The sequence below is a fragment of the Vibrio sp. RE86 genome (assembly GCF_013114545.1).
Classification (GTDB): domain Bacteria; phylum Pseudomonadota; class Gammaproteobacteria; order Enterobacterales; family Vibrionaceae; genus Vibrio.
In genome coordinates, this window is the sequence record NZ_VTXI01000026.1 from 43,917 (window position 1) to 60,238 (window position 16,322).

Annotated in this window: 9 protein-coding genes; 6 read left to right on the plus strand and 3 right to left on the minus strand. The window is 44.3% G+C overall.

Annotated features, from left to right (window positions below; translation table 11 throughout):
- Window positions 1-35: 35 nt before the first annotated feature.
- The 3 genes from F0231_RS18885 to F0231_RS18895 form a co-directional block, all read right to left on the minus strand.
- On the minus strand, window positions 36-7,199 hold the full coding sequence (locus F0231_RS18885) for a putative Ig domain-containing protein (protein WP_171761242.1): 7,164 nt from the start codon (window positions 7,197-7,199) through the stop codon (window positions 36-38).
- 217 nt (window positions 7,200-7,416) lie between these two features.
- Entirely contained in the window at window positions 7,417-8,463 is a 1,047-nt protein-coding gene (locus F0231_RS18890; protein WP_171761243.1) for an MJ1255/VC2487 family glycosyltransferase, read from the minus strand.
- The gene (locus F0231_RS18895; protein ID WP_171761244.1) at window positions 8,460-8,993 is read right to left on the minus strand and encodes a phosphatase PAP2 family protein; all 534 of its coding nucleotides are present in this window, start codon (window positions 8,991-8,993) and stop codon (window positions 8,460-8,462) included. The genes F0231_RS18890 and F0231_RS18895 overlap by 4 nt, the downstream gene beginning before the upstream one ends.
- Before the next feature lie 538 nt (window positions 8,994-9,531).
- Here F0231_RS18895 and leuA point away from each other — a divergent pair.
- The 6 genes from leuA (at window position 9,532) to F0231_RS18925 (ending at window position 15,886) form a co-directional block, all read left to right on the plus strand.
- Window positions 9,532-11,079, plus strand: coding sequence for a 2-isopropylmalate synthase (gene leuA, locus F0231_RS18900; RefSeq protein WP_171761245.1), 1,548 nt, complete (start codon window positions 9,532-9,534; stop codon window positions 11,077-11,079).
- A gap of 92 nt (window positions 11,080-11,171) precedes the next feature.
- Window positions 11,172-12,263, plus strand: a complete 1,092-nt coding sequence (gene leuB / locus F0231_RS18905) for a 3-isopropylmalate dehydrogenase (protein ID WP_171761246.1) — start codon at window positions 11,172-11,174, stop codon at window positions 12,261-12,263.
- Window positions 12,264-12,334: 71 nt separating this feature from the next.
- Window positions 12,335-13,732 carry a 3-isopropylmalate dehydratase large subunit gene (leuC, locus tag F0231_RS18910; RefSeq protein WP_171761247.1) on the plus strand — a complete coding sequence of 466 codons (1,398 nt, stop codon included), beginning with the start codon at window positions 12,335-12,337 and terminating at the stop codon, window positions 13,730-13,732.
- A gap of 11 nt (window positions 13,733-13,743) precedes the next feature.
- Window positions 13,744-14,346, plus strand: coding sequence for a 3-isopropylmalate dehydratase small subunit (gene leuD / locus F0231_RS18915; RefSeq protein ID WP_171761248.1), 603 nt, complete (start codon window positions 13,744-13,746; stop codon window positions 14,344-14,346).
- A 113-nt stretch (window positions 14,347-14,459) separates the two neighbouring features.
- A complete protein-coding gene (gene rrtA / locus F0231_RS18920) occupies window positions 14,460-15,047 on the plus strand; it encodes a rhombosortase (protein WP_171761249.1) in 588 nt (195 codons plus the stop codon).
- Window positions 15,048-15,103: 56 nt separating this feature from the next.
- Complete coding sequence (locus F0231_RS18925; protein WP_171761250.1) at window positions 15,104-15,886, plus strand: DUF547 domain-containing protein; 783 nt, start codon at window positions 15,104-15,106, stop codon at window positions 15,884-15,886.
- Window positions 15,887-16,322 lie beyond the last annotated feature (436 nt).

Sequence of the window (16,322 nt, forward strand, 5' to 3'; positions counted from 1 at the left end):
GCCATATAAGGCCGGCTATATTTGAGCTCACAAAACTATGAAGATCCTGCTCTACGTTTCTGTACCAGACGAACTAGGAAAGCGAACATCAGCAAGGCGATTAAGTACTTAATAGGAGCACTACCACCCGCCGCACCACTACCCGTTCTAATCGTTTTAGGTGCAATTTCTGTTTCACCAAAAGCATACCCTAGTGGATCAACAACAACCCCATTAATCACACCATCATCATCATTTGGACCACCATCTTGAATCGTGATCTGTAGACAATCCGGTGAGTGCCCTAGAGCCGCTATTTCAATGTAAGCTTCATCTCCAGGTGTAGGACATTGCCCCGTAGCACCAACAGCACTCGCCCCTAGGATATGATTGTCACGATCAGTTTCGAAATCGAACCACTCCCCATCTCGGTACTTCTTGAAGTAACCGTCAGCACGGTAAACACCGTTAAATGGAGCTGTTAACACACCAGACTGCCCTGGTACTAGGTTATACATTTCAAAATCAAACACGGAGTCCACGATTGATCCCTCCGGAAGTACAATCCCAAAGGTTTCAAGCTCAGCACCTGAAACAACAATGCTTTTATCCGCAGATTGAGCTCCTAGCAGGCCAAGACGCAGCTTACTTCCTTCTTCGGATTCAAACTTAACCGAATCTGTCACAATAACATTGCCAGGTAAGTTCAAGTCGTCCATGTAATCTGGTACTAAGTCACCGTCACTGTCAGATAGCTCTTCCATTGTCCTACCTGAATATTGAGTTAGGTAATAAGCCGAAGAAACAATAATAGGTCGAACCGTTGTCGCGGTAGTAAAGCTCCCCTCTAGATCTACAACCGTAGCGGTAATGTCGATTGCTTTTTCTTTCAGCCCATTCATCTCAACTAAAGACGTATCTAACAGGTATAAGTTACGCCCTTTATTTTGACATGCGAGTCCTTCACCACAGTTTAGAGTCAGATCATGACTTGATGCTGATACGCCATCGGGGTCTTGAATATCAACCTGAATTGCAAGCGTATCGCCATGTGAAACCACCATCACTGCTGACTCCAACCCAATACCATTGTATGTGCCATATTGCGCGCTAACGACTGGGCGAACATTCGACTCTGAAATAATGACTTCCGTTGATCTTAGCTTCTCACTAACAGCCAACAACAAGGTAACGTCATCATTATCCACACCGTCTTTTTTCAACAGCATTAGATCTTCGAAAACAGTCACATTAAAGGTTTCATTCCCTTCAACGCCACCCACCTTAGTCGTGTTCAATTCGACAGATTGCTCTCTTTCGTACAGCTCTTCAGCTGACGTACGATCCGAAGTAAAGACAAACTCATTAGCGTCTGGTGCGAAATAATCGAGATCTTCTACCGCCGAGACATCAATTAAAGAAAACGGCACGGTTAACTCACACACAGAACCAACCGGACAAGGTAACGGACCACTTAAATACGCATTTACCGTAACAGGCTGACCTTCTGCAGTTTCTGCCACACGATCAAGAAAGACTTTCGGATAGACATCCACATACAGATCTGCTCTTACTTCTTTACCACCTTTCCGTGCCAAAATTGACAATGTGTTACGCCCTGTTGGCAACGAGACATTTGACAATAGCTCACCAACGACTTCCCCATTCAACTTTTCAAGAACCAATGGAATTGGAGAGGTACCAAATTGACCGTAAACATCCGCTTCAGGTACCTCGACGTTAGTATATGCACCTGTCGCAGTCACAGAAAGCGTCGAGTTCACCGGCAGAATGATCTCTGGATCAATAGCTGAATCATCCACACTCGGATCTTTACCTAAACGGAACTCATCAAAGTTCGTCAAACCATCACGATCATCATCTTTATTTGCATCTGATGCGTCTTTAGGATCATAGCCATGAGCAATTTCCCAATCGTCAGGGATTGAGTCGTTATCATCGTCTTCATCAACTTGACAAGGTACTGAGCCGATACAGATATCATTGAAACCATCATCAGGAAGCCCATCGCCATCTGTGTCTGTTAAAACACTAATTGAAAAACTGAGGCTGTCGGTCAGTCCTGAATCATCAGAAACGGTCAGGTCCACTGAATAGGTACCAACATATCCAATATTTGAGGTTCCAAGTAGTTGACCTGTAATTGAGTTCAATACCAACCAATCATCACCGTCATTACTAATTGTAACACTGTAGTTGTGACGCTCATCAGTATTCCCATCTGTTACCAAAGGTTGGAAGAAATAACTACTTCCAGAGGCAACCTCAGAAAGCGGTGCTGGAATCGTTCTAATGACCGGAGCAATAGGTGCTTCGGGTACAGAAACGTCAAATAAATTGAGACATGCAGTGTCAAGATATTGATCCTCTACACAAGCAAGCACATTACGGTACTCCCCACCTACAAGTGGTGTACCAGTAATAGAAGGTGCTAACAATACCCATTGCCCATTGCTGACTTCATCAGCAAAATCGTCCGCAGGATTGTGGGAATAACCCGAAATGGCTTCATAGTTCTGTTGGGCCATAGTTACTCGTGTTCCAGTGGAATAGCTAACAGCATCAACGGGATTCCAAGCATCATAACGAGTTACATCAAGCCAAGCAGGTGCATTGCGAAGAGTCAGAGTCAAGGAACTGCTCAAACTATCGATATCATTGATTGTTGGGATGAACTCATAACCCACTCCAACCTCACCAACACTAGGTGGTAAACCAGAGATCGTAGGTGCTTGGTTTACACTTTGAACAATCAACGAAAACGGTAGCATACACGTTTGCACGGCAAAGCTTGGATTGTCAGACGCACAAACTTTAATATTGTCATATTGACGCTGGGTATCGCCCAAATTAACCATCGAGTCAGTATTGCTTGGCGTTCCGGATAACACCCCTGTTACACGGTCAATTGACAGCCAGCTTGGTGCATCTACTAGCTGATAATAAACTAGGTCTCCCTGCGGATCGGCAGCAGTAGCAATATAAGTATATGGCTGACCTTCGATCGCACCAGTTGGCGCCGGTAGACTGACAAATTGAGGTAACGTCGCTGTCGACACTACATCAATATAAAACTCCGGCAGTTGGACATCTAAATTAAGAGCGTTTGTAACAGTAATCTCAAAAGGGCCATAGCTACCTAAATCATGAGGAGTCGGTGTCCCACTTAAAACACCCGTATTAGGATCAAAACTTAACCAACCTGGAATAGTGCCATCCATTGTAAATACATTCGGCCCACTTCCTCCATCTGTTGAAATAGGCTCAAAACGGTATTCACTAGCGACAAGAGCCGCCGTAGAAGGTACACCTCCGATTGTCGGTCCTGACTGAATATCAGCGATATTGAACTTAAGCGTGATATTACTAGACAAGGCATTGATAGCCCCAGTGTTATCGTTCGCTTTTAGAGCAATGGTTTGCGGTGTAGAAGTAACATCCCCGTTCATTGGCATGCCCGACAATACACCATCGTTGAGTGTTAACCACCCTAGAACTCCTGCATCCACTTCGATAGAAACAACATCCGCTGGATCAATATCATTAAATTGAACACGATGAGTAAAGAAAGAACCCTCCGCAATATTGAATGTCATTTCACCGTCATTTGTGCCATCAGTATCTAATATTTCAGGCTGATCATTCACATTTTGTACAGTAATAGTAAATGGAGAAGAGGAAGTCGTCGTCGTGCCATCTGATACCGAAACCACAACGGTATGAGTGCCTACATCGTCATTAGTTGGAGTTCCAGACAGAGAAGGGACATTCGGGTCAGTGAAGCTTAGCCAACTAGGACCACTGACTACTGCGAATGTATAGTCCTCAGAATGAGCTTCCCAATTTGTCGCATCGGTTGATGGAGTGATTAAAGATGTAGCCTGTGTACGAATAGAACGATAATTTAAACCACTATCGTTGACGATAGCGCCAATAGGGTATGCACTTCCGGAAACCCAATTAGGGTAAACCACGCTGTCATCTGGATCCGAGAATGCAAATGTAAAACGATAGGTAGAGTCTTGGATAACACTACTCGTAGGAGCTCCCGCTGAAAAAGTGGGAGCATCAGATGTATTCAGTACCAATATATCAAAGTTCAAGCTTGATACAGTTCGCCCATCGAAAGCATTCACCCGGAAAGAGTGCACCAAACCTGCATCAATATTTCGAGGTGTTCCGGAAAGCTGGCCATCTGGCGATATTGTCAACCAACCAGAATGGTTTGTTCGATCGAGAGAAAACGATACGCTATCACTGTCACCATCTGTTGCTGTAAACAAAGACTCAAAACGTACACCTTGGTTGACTGACGTTGGGATAAACCCACTTAGAGCAGGACCATCGTTAACGTTTGCAACACTAAGGTCGATCCCTTCCGAACGCGATGAGAACGTATCCACAGATACTTGTTCCCATTGAGTTGGGGTAACCGAGGGAGACATACCACCACTACTAATATTAGCTTTGGCAATATAAGCGGAAGTCCCTACTTTGACATATTCACCAATAGTGTATGAATTCGAGTTGTTCCAAGCTGGTAAATTCAAGTCAACAAGTAAGTTATTACTACCATCTAGAGTCATGAAGTGATTGTTATAGGCTTCAAGCTGAATATTAAAATAGCTACCGACGTCTGAGTTGTTTGGTCGGTCTACCTTATTACGCAGCTTCCATGAACCACTACATGAGGCAGGAGGGCAAACTTCAAGCCAATCTGGTAAGTTTCTGCCAACAATGGAGAGCTCTCTAGCTGTTATACCAACATCCGGTTCATCAATAATGATAGGCTGAGAAATAACGCTACCAGCAGCGATGCTTCCCGCAGCCATTCCCGTAGTGAAAGCTTGATTATGGGTTGGGGCTAATCCTTGAATACTTGTTTTTGGCGCATCATTTTTATCATGAACCATGATAGTAAATGTATTAGCAACACCACTTATACCTCCATCGACAGATGCATATATTGTGGCCGCCTGAGCGCCAGTAGTCACATCATTAACACCAGGTGTACCACTGACAGTACTTCCGCTGATCGTCAACCAATCGGGAAGATTATTGGAGAAATAGGAGATCGTCTGAGTACGATCTGGGTCGGTCGCATTTAAAGTAAACGAGACAGGGTGCCCCTGAAGTACATTCACATTCGATATAACTGGGAATTGTGTCGCTTGGTTAACCTCTTCAACCGACAAAGTGAAAGTAACCTGGTCAGTCAGTCCTAAGCTATCTGTAACTCTTAAAGTAACATTTTCGGGAGTTAATGTTACATCATTGTTCGTAGGTGTACCTCGTATCTCAATGAAACGATCTGAGGTCGTCACAGTAGTTAAACCGTTAACTGAGCTACGAGCTGAGTCAACAAGCTCTAACCAAGATGGAGCGGCTTCAATATCATAGGTAAATGTATCCGAGTTATCGGAGTCAGAAATTGTAATGTTCTGGCTAAACGCATTACTTTCAGTTGCCACTAGTCCAGAAACAGAGTCAAAAACCGGAGGTTCATTGACATCATTAACCGTCACAGATATGGTTGCGCTCTGCATACCTGTGCCATCATCTACCAATGCAAAGACTTCATAAACCCCATCACCATCACTATCCGCAGGCGCTTCGAAATTCTTTGCCTCTTTAAACTCTAAAAATCCCGACGCAGACAGTTCAAACTGAGCAATGTCATCACCATTGTACATTCTAAATGAGGCCGCTTCGTCCTCAAAATCAAAGTACCTTAATTGCTCAATATCTGTTTGACCCTCATCTACTGTCAGAGAAATCGATTTTGCAAGCGAGTATTGCTTTAACTGCCTTAAATTTATATGAGTCGCAATAAACTCATTGGTATTATTGTGGTCGAAATCACCAAGGACAACGCCTTGCGACTGTTCGCTGACTAAGTTCACTTTGGTCCACGTAGCAAAGTTCGTAGTCGTACCGTCGTTAGCTAATACCAAGATCCCATCATTACCAGTACCGACGACATCCAGCGTGCCGTTATAGTCAATATCATAGACTTTAACAGCGCCTCGCATATCAGTTGCAGTTCGTGTTATCTTACCCGCGGAGGCTGTTGTAGGTGTATCTATTGTAAGATTTGAAAATAGGTATACCGTACTACCTATTGTAGTCACAACGATATCATTTTCACCATTAGCATCAAAGTCAGCCAAAGCCATACCTGTTACGAGACCTAGGCCAGTCTCGACTTCAATAGCCCCACCAAATGATACCGCCCCCCCGTGCGTACTGGTATTCTCAAAGACCATTAATCGTCCTGAGTTAGTGTCAGTTACGAGTACATCCAAGAAATTATCATTATTAAAGTCGGCAACTAAAACGCCCTTAGGGTAGTTAAAACCGTGATCATTATTTACCAAACGTACATGGTTAAATACAGGCTCCGTATCTGAAGTATTAGCCCCTATTGAGGTTGTATTCTCACGTACCGAAACAAAGGCTGCGCCGTCAACATTCCCCCCAACATAAACAAAGTCATTTTTGCCATCACGGTTAAAATCAGCAATTTTAACATCGCGTACAAATCGACCGAGTGTTCCCAAAGTGGGATGAGCATGGTCAGTATCAACAGAAATCAAATTACCATCGAGGGTTTCATCCCCGTTTTGTAAACCTGTAGGGGTCACCATGCTATTTGTGTTGATATCATATGCTGCCATACGAATGTCTTTACCCACATACAAGATATCTGTTGCAGGATTCACAGAGTTACCATCAAGGTTAAGGTCACCGGCCGCCATCGCATAGTTACGACGAATCAATTTATGGGTAAACGTATCAGTTGCACTGTCATAGTCGGACTTAAGATTTAAGTAACGAAAGCGCGGTGTATGAACGTCATCTAATTCATTGATATAAATACCAACCTGACCATGACGAACAAAAGTGTCAGTTATATCAGTACCATTGGCGTCATCACCATCATTGTTGTCCTCTCCTGGGGCATAATCAGTCGCATAATCAGTGGCTCCAGTCGGGATGTCACTCCACACAAGAAGGTCGTCATAGCCATCGCCGTCAAAATCATACTCCAGGACTCCAGAGGCTTGCATAAAGTCCGCAACTTTCTTTTCAGAACTAACTGATGTCACGCCATTAACAAAGCTAGGAGGACGAGCATGTCCCGCTAAAGCGATCACTGTGGCAGTACAGAATACATACCATTTTAATGTTCTATTCATATCCCCCTCCCAAACAAGGCGACATTAGTCATTTGTTTAATTTGTAACCTCCACTTTTTTAACACGTCATACCATAAAAAGTCAAAGCATTATTAGTACGCAGTTCTATAAAGTAACTGTTGCAGATTTAACTTAAAGTTAAGACCTTACGGGCTTGCATTAGCAGAAACAAAAACGGCATCAATAAGTGATGCCGTTTGGTTCGTTTTATTGTTGATTAACTGCGCGTTGCGTAACTTGGTAAATCTACTTTATCCCACAAACTTTCGGTCAGCTTTGAGGTATCATCCCACTCGCCTCGTTTTATCCATGCCACCAGCGCGTCAGCAACATTTGGGTAGTTAATACTCTCACCGCTAGCCTCATCCAGCCATCGACGAACAACGGCTGCATCCAAAATGTCCATACTACTCGCTAACCCCAACTCTTCGAGAGTGGCAACATTGCTCACTTGTTCAAATTGACCACTGAGTGGTTTGAGTAGCAGCTTTTTACCGAGAGTTAATGCTTCTGACGGCAGTTCAAAACCACCATTAGCAATCACACCATTGCAACGTGCTAGGGAAGATTGAAACTTGTCGAGACTCAATGGTGAAAAATCGATGTTGTCTACTCGATTCTCTTCCATCACTTCAGGGTGGAAGCAAACAAACTGTTGAGAGGTAAATCGTAAGAGCAAATCGGTAATGTCATCGATGTTTTCAAATGGTAGATATACCAAGATAAATGGCTCTGGTTCGTAGCTCGTACGTTCGGTATGAATGATCGGTGGCAAGATAGGTTGATCAAAGTGATACCAGTGCAAGCCGATATGATGATCTGCGGGAGCAAAATGATTGATCACTTGCTTGTCGATCCAATTCGCTCCAACCAAAGGAACTGAATAGCGAAAAGCGTTCTGATGGCTAATGCTGATAATGGGAACATTTTGCTGCTTTGCGGCCCATGCCGAGACTGGTTCAAAATCATTTAAGACGAGATCATAGCTCTTCAGATCGAGGCTTTGAACATCTTGCCAAAAGCGCCACAGATTATTCTTTAAAGCCGTTTGCCAATAATCGACCTTTCCACCTTGCGTGATAAATGAGAGCCCTTTGCGAGTCTGATACTCACCAAACACATCCATAGAAAAGTACTTATCTTCGGCTCTTCCGGTAAACAAGAAATCCACCTCAAAACCATGTTCGGATAAACTCTGAGACATCGCTCGCGCTCGCGCAATATGCCCGTTTCCAGTTCCTTGAACGCCATAAAGAATTTTCATGCAAAGCCCCCAAACAGGTTAAGTGATAACGTTGCGCAGCCAATACCCAATGCCGCACCAAGTAAAACATCAGTTAAAAAATGCACACCCAATAACACTCGAGAAGTCGCGATCATAGTCGCCCATATCAACGTTACGGCTTCCAGTTCTACATAAAAGTGACCAATGATCGTAGCCATTAGAAATGCGGCAGCAGTGTGACCAGACGGAAGACTATATCTATCTGAAGGGGTAATAAATGATGTCACTAAATCGGAACAGTCATTTGGGCGGCGACGTTTGAAAAGGTTTTTCACCAACCAATAGATAGGGAGCTCCAACGCGAAAGCGGCTAGCCCTATCATCAGAAAAAGCGTTCCCGCTTCTCCTCCAAACAAATAGGTGCACAGGCCAACAACAGCATAAAGTGGCCCGTCTCCTGTACGTGAAATCATCCGACTCACTTTCGATAGCGGGAGAGAAAAACGATGTTGTAAGCAGAATAAAGAGAACGCCAGATCAAACTTGGCAATAGGTTCGATTGAACGCATCACCGACTCCTTTTTATCACGGTATTGCGTTCAACTTAGTTTCGCTTAGTGACAAGCTCGTGACGCTTTCGCTGAGTTTCGGTTACACCGTCGATTTAACGTTCGAACAGTAAAATTAAGATACATACCCGCTAATGAGAACCCTCCCCTTTTCTCATTCACTCAGTTGATAAAGCAGCACAATTATGCCGCTATTTTGTAGGATTCTAGAACTAACTGATCTGACTTGAACAAAAAAAACACTTTAGGGTTGACGTACTCGCCTGAGTGCGGTACTAATTTGTTAACTTAAATATGTGGATTATTTAACGCCCTTAAAGGAATCGTTAACAATGATGAACCGTTTTTCTTTCCTGCTGCGCCTCCTCCTTATCGTGAAAAGTTCGCGCGGGTAGGCTGTGGAAGAAAAATAACCACAAAGAATTTCAAGAAGCCCGCACTCAGATGCGGGTTTTTTTATACCTAGCTCTTTATCGCTAAGTAATGGAAGTAAACGATTAACAGATGCGGTAAGCATCGAATCACTAAGGAAGCACTCATGAACGATCAAGTCATTATCTTCGACACCACTTTACGTGATGGCGAACAAGCGTTGTCAGCAAGCTTGACGGTTAAAGAAAAACTGCAAATTGCCTATGCGCTTGAAAGGCTCGGCGTTGATGTGATCGAAGCGGGCTTCCCTGTTTCTTCACCAGGTGATTTTGAGTCTGTACAAACCATCGCACGTAACATCAAGAACAGCCGAATCTGTGGTCTTTCGCGAGCCGTTGCAAAAGATATTGATGCTGCTGCTGAAGCACTAAAGGTCGCAGATCAGTTCCGAATTCATACGTTCATTTCGACTTCTACTGTTCATGTCCAAGACAAACTACGTCGCAGCTATGATGATGTTGTCGAAATGGGCGTGAAAGCAGTAAAACATGCTCGTAAATACACTGACGATGTTGAGTTCTCATGTGAAGATGCCGGCCGCACCCCAATCGACAATCTATGTCGCATGGTCGAAGCCGCTATCGATGCTGGTGCGAATACCATCAACATCCCAGATACAGTCGGCTACACCGTCCCTAATGAATTTGGCGGTATCATCCAAACGCTTTTCAACCGCGTTCCAAACATCGACAAAGCCATCATATCTGTTCACTGTCACGATGATTTAGGCATGTCAGTTGCGAACTCAATCGCTGCGGTTCAAGCAGGTGCGCGTCAGATTGAAGGGACGATCAATGGTATCGGTGAGCGTGCTGGTAACTGTTCGCTAGAAGAGATCGCAATGATCATCAAGACTCGCCAAGAGTTACTAGGCGTTCATACAGGCCTAAAACATGATGAAATCCACCGTACCAGTAAGCTAGTTAGCCAACTGTGCAACATGCCAATCCAAGACAATAAGGCAATCGTGGGTTCAAATGCTTTCAGTCACTCTTCAGGTATTCACCAAGATGGGATGCTAAAAAACAAAAACACCTACGAGATCATGACCCCAGAGTCGATCGGTCTTAAAAACCAAGCGCTTAACCTAACCAGTCGCTCAGGCCGTGCTGCAGTTAAGAGTCACATGGACACCATGGGCTACAAGGAAGAGGAGTACAACCTAGACGCTTTGTACGAAGATTTCTTGAAGCTAGCTGACCGTAAAGGCCAAGTATTCGATTACGATCTAGAAGCGTTAATGCATTTCTCTAACCTGCGTGAAGAAGATGACTTCTACAAATTGAACTACCTAAGCGTTCAATCAGGCAGTGTTATGGCAACCACCAGTATCAAGCTTCAGTGTGGTGACGAAGAGCAAGCCGAAGCCGCTGTTGGTAATGGACCTGTCGATGCACTATATCAGTGTATCTATCGTGTGACTGGTTATGATATTGTTCTAGATAAGTTTGATTTGACCGCAAAAGGCGAAGGTGAAGATGGTTTAGGCCAAGCCGACATCATCGCTAATTACAAAGGTCGTAAGTACCATGGTACAGGTGTATCAACTGATATTGTTGAAGCTTCTGGTCAAGCGCTATTACACGTAATCAACAGCATTCACCGCGCTGATAAGATAGCTGAAATCAAACAGAAAAAAATCGCAACCGTTTAAGCCCAATCAATGTCCTTGAGCTTGTCGGAGCTCAAGGACGAGTAAGAATTTAGGGCGCTAGCCCAGCAAGAAATAAAAATTAAAGGATTAACATGACAGACAAAACTTACAAGATCGCCGTATTACCAGGCGACGGCATCGGCCCAGAAGTAATGGCTCAAGCAGAAAAAGTGCTTAATGCGATCGAGACTAAACACGGCATCACATTTGAGCGTGAAGAGCATGATGTCGGCGGTATTGCGATTGATAACCACGGTTGCCCACTTCCAGAGAGCACAGTAAAAGCATGTGAAGAATCAGATGCAGTACTATTCGGCTCAGTAGGCGGCCCAAAATGGGAACACCTTCCACCAAATGACCAACCAGAGCGTGGCGCCCTACTTCCTCTGCGTAAACACTTCCAATTGTTCTGTAACCTGCGTCCAGCACAGATCCATCAAGGCCTAGAAGCATTCTCACCACTGCGTGCAGATATCTCAGGGAACGGCTTCGATATCGTGGTTGTACGCGAGCTAACTGGCGGCATCTACTTCGGCCAACCGAAAGGTCGTGAAGGCGAAGGTCCAAACGAAAAAGCTTTCGATACTGAGGTTTACCACCGTTTCGAGATTGAGCGTATTGCTAAGATTGCTTTTGAATCGGCACGTCTACGTGACAAAAAAGTCTGCTCTATCGACAAAGCAAACGTACTGCAAAGCTCTATCCTATGGCGCGAAGTGGTTGAAGAGATCGCAAAAGATTACCCAGATGTTGAGCTGTCACATATGTACATCGACAACGCAACCATGCAGCTAATCAAAGATCCTTCACAGTTCGACGTGATGCTGTGTTCAAACATCTTCGGCGACATCATCTCTGATGAGTGTGCAATGATCACTGGCTCAATGGGCATGCTTCCATCAGCATCACTAAACGAGAGCAAGTTTGGTCTTTACGAACCTGCAGGTGGCAGCGCGCCAGACATCGCAGGCAAGAACATTGCAAACCCAGTAGCGCAAATTCTATCTGCGGCACTAATGCTGCGTTATAGCCTGGGTGAAGAAACAGCAGCACAAGACATTGAAGCTGCAGTTTCTAAAGCACTATCAGCAGGCGAGCTAACCGGCGACCTATCAGGTGACAAACCAGCGCTATCAACGTCAGAGATGGGCGATAAGATCGCTGAGTACATCCTAAATTCTTAATTTAAGCAGACAGATAATAATTATTCGCTCCTGATAAGCCGTTGTCAGGAGCTACACACAGGATAGTGATAATGGGCAAAACATTATACGAAAAGGTCTACGACGCACACGTTGCCGTAGCCGCAGAGGGTGAAAACCCAATTCTTTACATCGACCGTCACTTGGTTCACGAAGTAACCTCACCACAGGCATTCGATGGTCTGCGTGAGAAAGGTCGTAAGGTTCGTCAGGTAAGCAAGACATTTGCAACCATGGACCACAACGTTTCAACGCAAACTAAAGACATCAACGCATCAGGTGAGATGGCGCGCATTCAGATGGAAACTCTATCGAAGAACTGTGAAGAGTTTGGCGTTACGCTTTACGACATCAACCACAAATACCAAGGTATTGTGCACGTAATGGGTCCAGAGCTAGGTATTACGCTACCAGGCATGACGATTGTTTGTGGTGACTCACACACGGCAACGCACGGCGCATTTGGCTCACTAGCATTTGGTATCGGTACATCTGAAGTTGAACACGTACTAGCAACTCAAACGCTAAAGCAAGCACGCGCTAAAACCATGAAGATCGAAGTGAAAGGCAAGGTAGCATCCGGCATCACGGCAAAAGATATCGTACTAGCAATCATCGGTGAAACGACGGCTGCAGGCGGTACTGGCTACGTAGTTGAATTCTGTGGTGAAGCGATTACTGATCTTACGATGGAAGGTCGTATGACGGTATGTAACATGGCTATCGAGCTAGGTGCGAAAGCTGGTCTTATCGCTCCAGACGAAACCACATTCGAATACATCAAGGGTCGTAAGTTCGCGCCAGTTGGTGAAGATTTAGAAGCCGCAATTGAATACTGGTCGTCACTAAAAACTGACGATGATGCAGAATTTGATGCCGTTGTAACGCTTAACGCTGAAGACATCAAGCCACAGGTAACTTGGGGTACTAACCCAGGTCAAGTAATTGCTGTTGATCAACCTATTCCGGCTCCAGAAAGCTTTGCAGATCCTGTAGAAAAAGCATCAGCTGAAAAAGCGTTGGCTTACATGGGTCTAGAAGCAGGCAAAGCACTATCTGACTACAAAGTAGATAAAGTATTCGTTGGCTCTTGTACTAACTCACGTATCGAAGACATGCGTGCAGCCGCAGAAGTGGCAAAAGGTCGTAAGGTCGCGAATAACGTGCAAGCGCTAATCGTACCTGGTTCTGAGCAAGTTAAAGCGCAAGCGGAAGCAGAAGGCTTAGACGTAATCTTTAAAGAAGCTGGTTTTGAATGGCGTCTACCAGGTTGTTCTATGTGTCTAGCGATGAACAATGACCGTCTAGGTCCACATGAGCGTTGCGCGTCTACCTCAAACCGTAACTTTGAAGGTCGCCAAGGCCGTGATGGTCGTACCCACCTAGTGAGTCCTGCAATGGCAGCGGCGGCGGCGATTGCTGGTCACTTTGTTGATATTCGTGAATTATAAGGAGAATAGTCATGTCAGGTTTTAAACAACATACAGGCTTGGTTGTTCCTCTGGATGCAGCGAACGTTGATACCGATGCAATCATCCCTAAGCAGTTCCTACAAAAGGTTTCCCGCCTAGGTTTTGGTAAGCACCTATTCCACGATTGGCGCTTCCTAGATGACGCTGGCGAGCAGCCAAACCCAGAGTTTGTGATGAACGCTCCTCGCTACCAAGGCGCTTCTATCCTGCTAGCTCGTGAAAACTTCGGCTGTGGTTCTTCACGCGAACATGCACCATGGGCATTGGCGGATTACGGCATCAAGGCGATGATCGCGCCAAGCTTTGCAGATATCTTCTACGGTAACTCAATCAACAACCAGATGGTTCCCGTTCGTCTAACTGAGCAAGAAGTAGATGAAATCTTCCAGTTCATTGAAGCAAACGAAGGCGCACAAGTTGAGGTAGACCTAGAAGCAAACGTAGTTCGTGCGAACGGTAAAGAGTACTCGTTTGAGATTGATACATTCCGCCGTCACTGCTTACTAAACGGCTTGGATAACATCGGCTTAACACTTCAGCATGAAGATAAGATTGCAGATTATGAAGGACGTATTCCCTCCTTCTTAAAATAATGTTTCCTAAAACCTTCTATCATTAGAAGGTTTTTTTTGGGCTTAATAAAATGCTTGAACTCCAATAAACAACATGACATTCTGTATCGATGGTAGATATGGAGGAAATGCTGATGAACTATTGGAGAACAATATCACTATTGGTGCTGTTAATGCTCTCAATAGATGTCATTGGTGCTTCTGAATGGTATTACTGGCAAAGAGATAATTTACTGCATGGAGAAATTTGGCGACTGTTCACAGGTCAGGTTGTGCATACCAATCAAGCTCATTTGGTCGGCAACATTGCTGTCCTTATCATGCTTTGCCATTTCTACGAAAGTATTCTAGATGGCATTAAACTAATAGCTCTCTCTTTTGCTATCGGTGTTAGTATCAGCCTATCGCTATTCTATACTGCAATAGACACTTACCTTGGGTTTTCTGGCATCCTTCATGGACTTTTTGTTTGGTGTGCAATTAAGGAAATTCATCAAGGTAAGGTTTCTGGGTGGATTATTCTTATAGCGATCACAGGTAAGCTCCTTCAGGACGGCATATATGGGCCAGCAGTATCAACCTCAGAGCTCATCGAGGCCAGAGTCGCAATCGAAGCTCATGATGCCGGAGCTCTGTTCGGAGGGATTTTTGCCCTACTATCCATTGCGAGTCCAATTCGACCACATATAAACTTGTTTGCTACCCTTTCTCATAGCCGGTGAAATTTAATTCCTGCATTATAGGTCTGTAAAGTAGAACCCAAATGCATGGAGCATTCATGAAGTTACTTTTTATCTTGCTGATAGCAACAATCGCTTTTTCTTCTCACGCGGCACCTAAATCTGAGTTGTGGCCTTTTTGGCAGCAATCCAACGAAGAAAACACGGCCACGATTTCTCATCGAGATTGGCAGAACTTTCTTGATAACTATTTAGTTAAAGATAAAGACTACACGTTAGTAACATACGGGTCTGTCTCAAGCCAAGATAAGCAGAAGTTAAATCGGTATATCGAATCTCTTGAAAACATTGATCCTCGTGAATATTCGTTAAACGAGCAATATGCGTATTGGGTCAACCTATACAATGCGATTACCGTCGATTTGATCCTTGATGACTACCCCGTTAAATCAATAACCAAGTTAGGTGGATTATTTAGTTTTGGCCCTTGGGGAGATGAAGTAGCGAAAGTTGCAGGTAAAAAACTCTCTCTGAATGATATAGAGCATCGAATTCTTCGCCCTATCTGGAATGATCCACGTACTCACTACGCGGTCAATTGCGCGAGCTTAGGTTGCCCAAATCTACAAACCCAAGCTTTTACTGCTAATAATACCGAACAACTCTTAGAGCAAGCAGCTGAAGAGTTTATTAACAGTGATAAAGGCGTCCTTATCGTTGGCAACAAAGCTCAACTTTCATCTATCTATGATTGGTTCTCAGACGACTTTGGTAACAAGCAGGAGTTGGTTCAACACTTAACAAAATATCGACCTGAATTAGCTAGCCTCAATGGTAAGCTCAGTTATGAATACGACTGGGATTTGAACGATAAGAAGTAGTCAAATAGAAAACCCTAGAGGGCTGGAAATTAATACCAGTCCTTTTTTATTATTGTCATTATCGACAATAGCGAACTAAAAAGTTTGATAGCTGTTAGAAAAAGCCAACGAGATTCCCTGCTCACCCCTTCGTCGTTCTATGGAATACAATCAATAGCCCTAAGATCTGTCTCGTTTCGCCAGCAAGACATGAGCTTTCTCCCTTGAAAGCGAAAAGCCCGTAGTATCAGCAACGGCCTTATAAAATGACAAAAACCGAGTCGTAAAAATAAATGGCTGACGGCTAGGCTGGCATTCCAGCGGGACTCATTGGTCGCAGAGCGAAATATTCCTTGTCTCGTCCTAAAATACGTTGACGATTTTTAATAAGCCAGTAACGCAAGTTGCTGGCTTTTTTCATGCACCTTATTTGGCGTATTCATACCCAGGCTAAGAT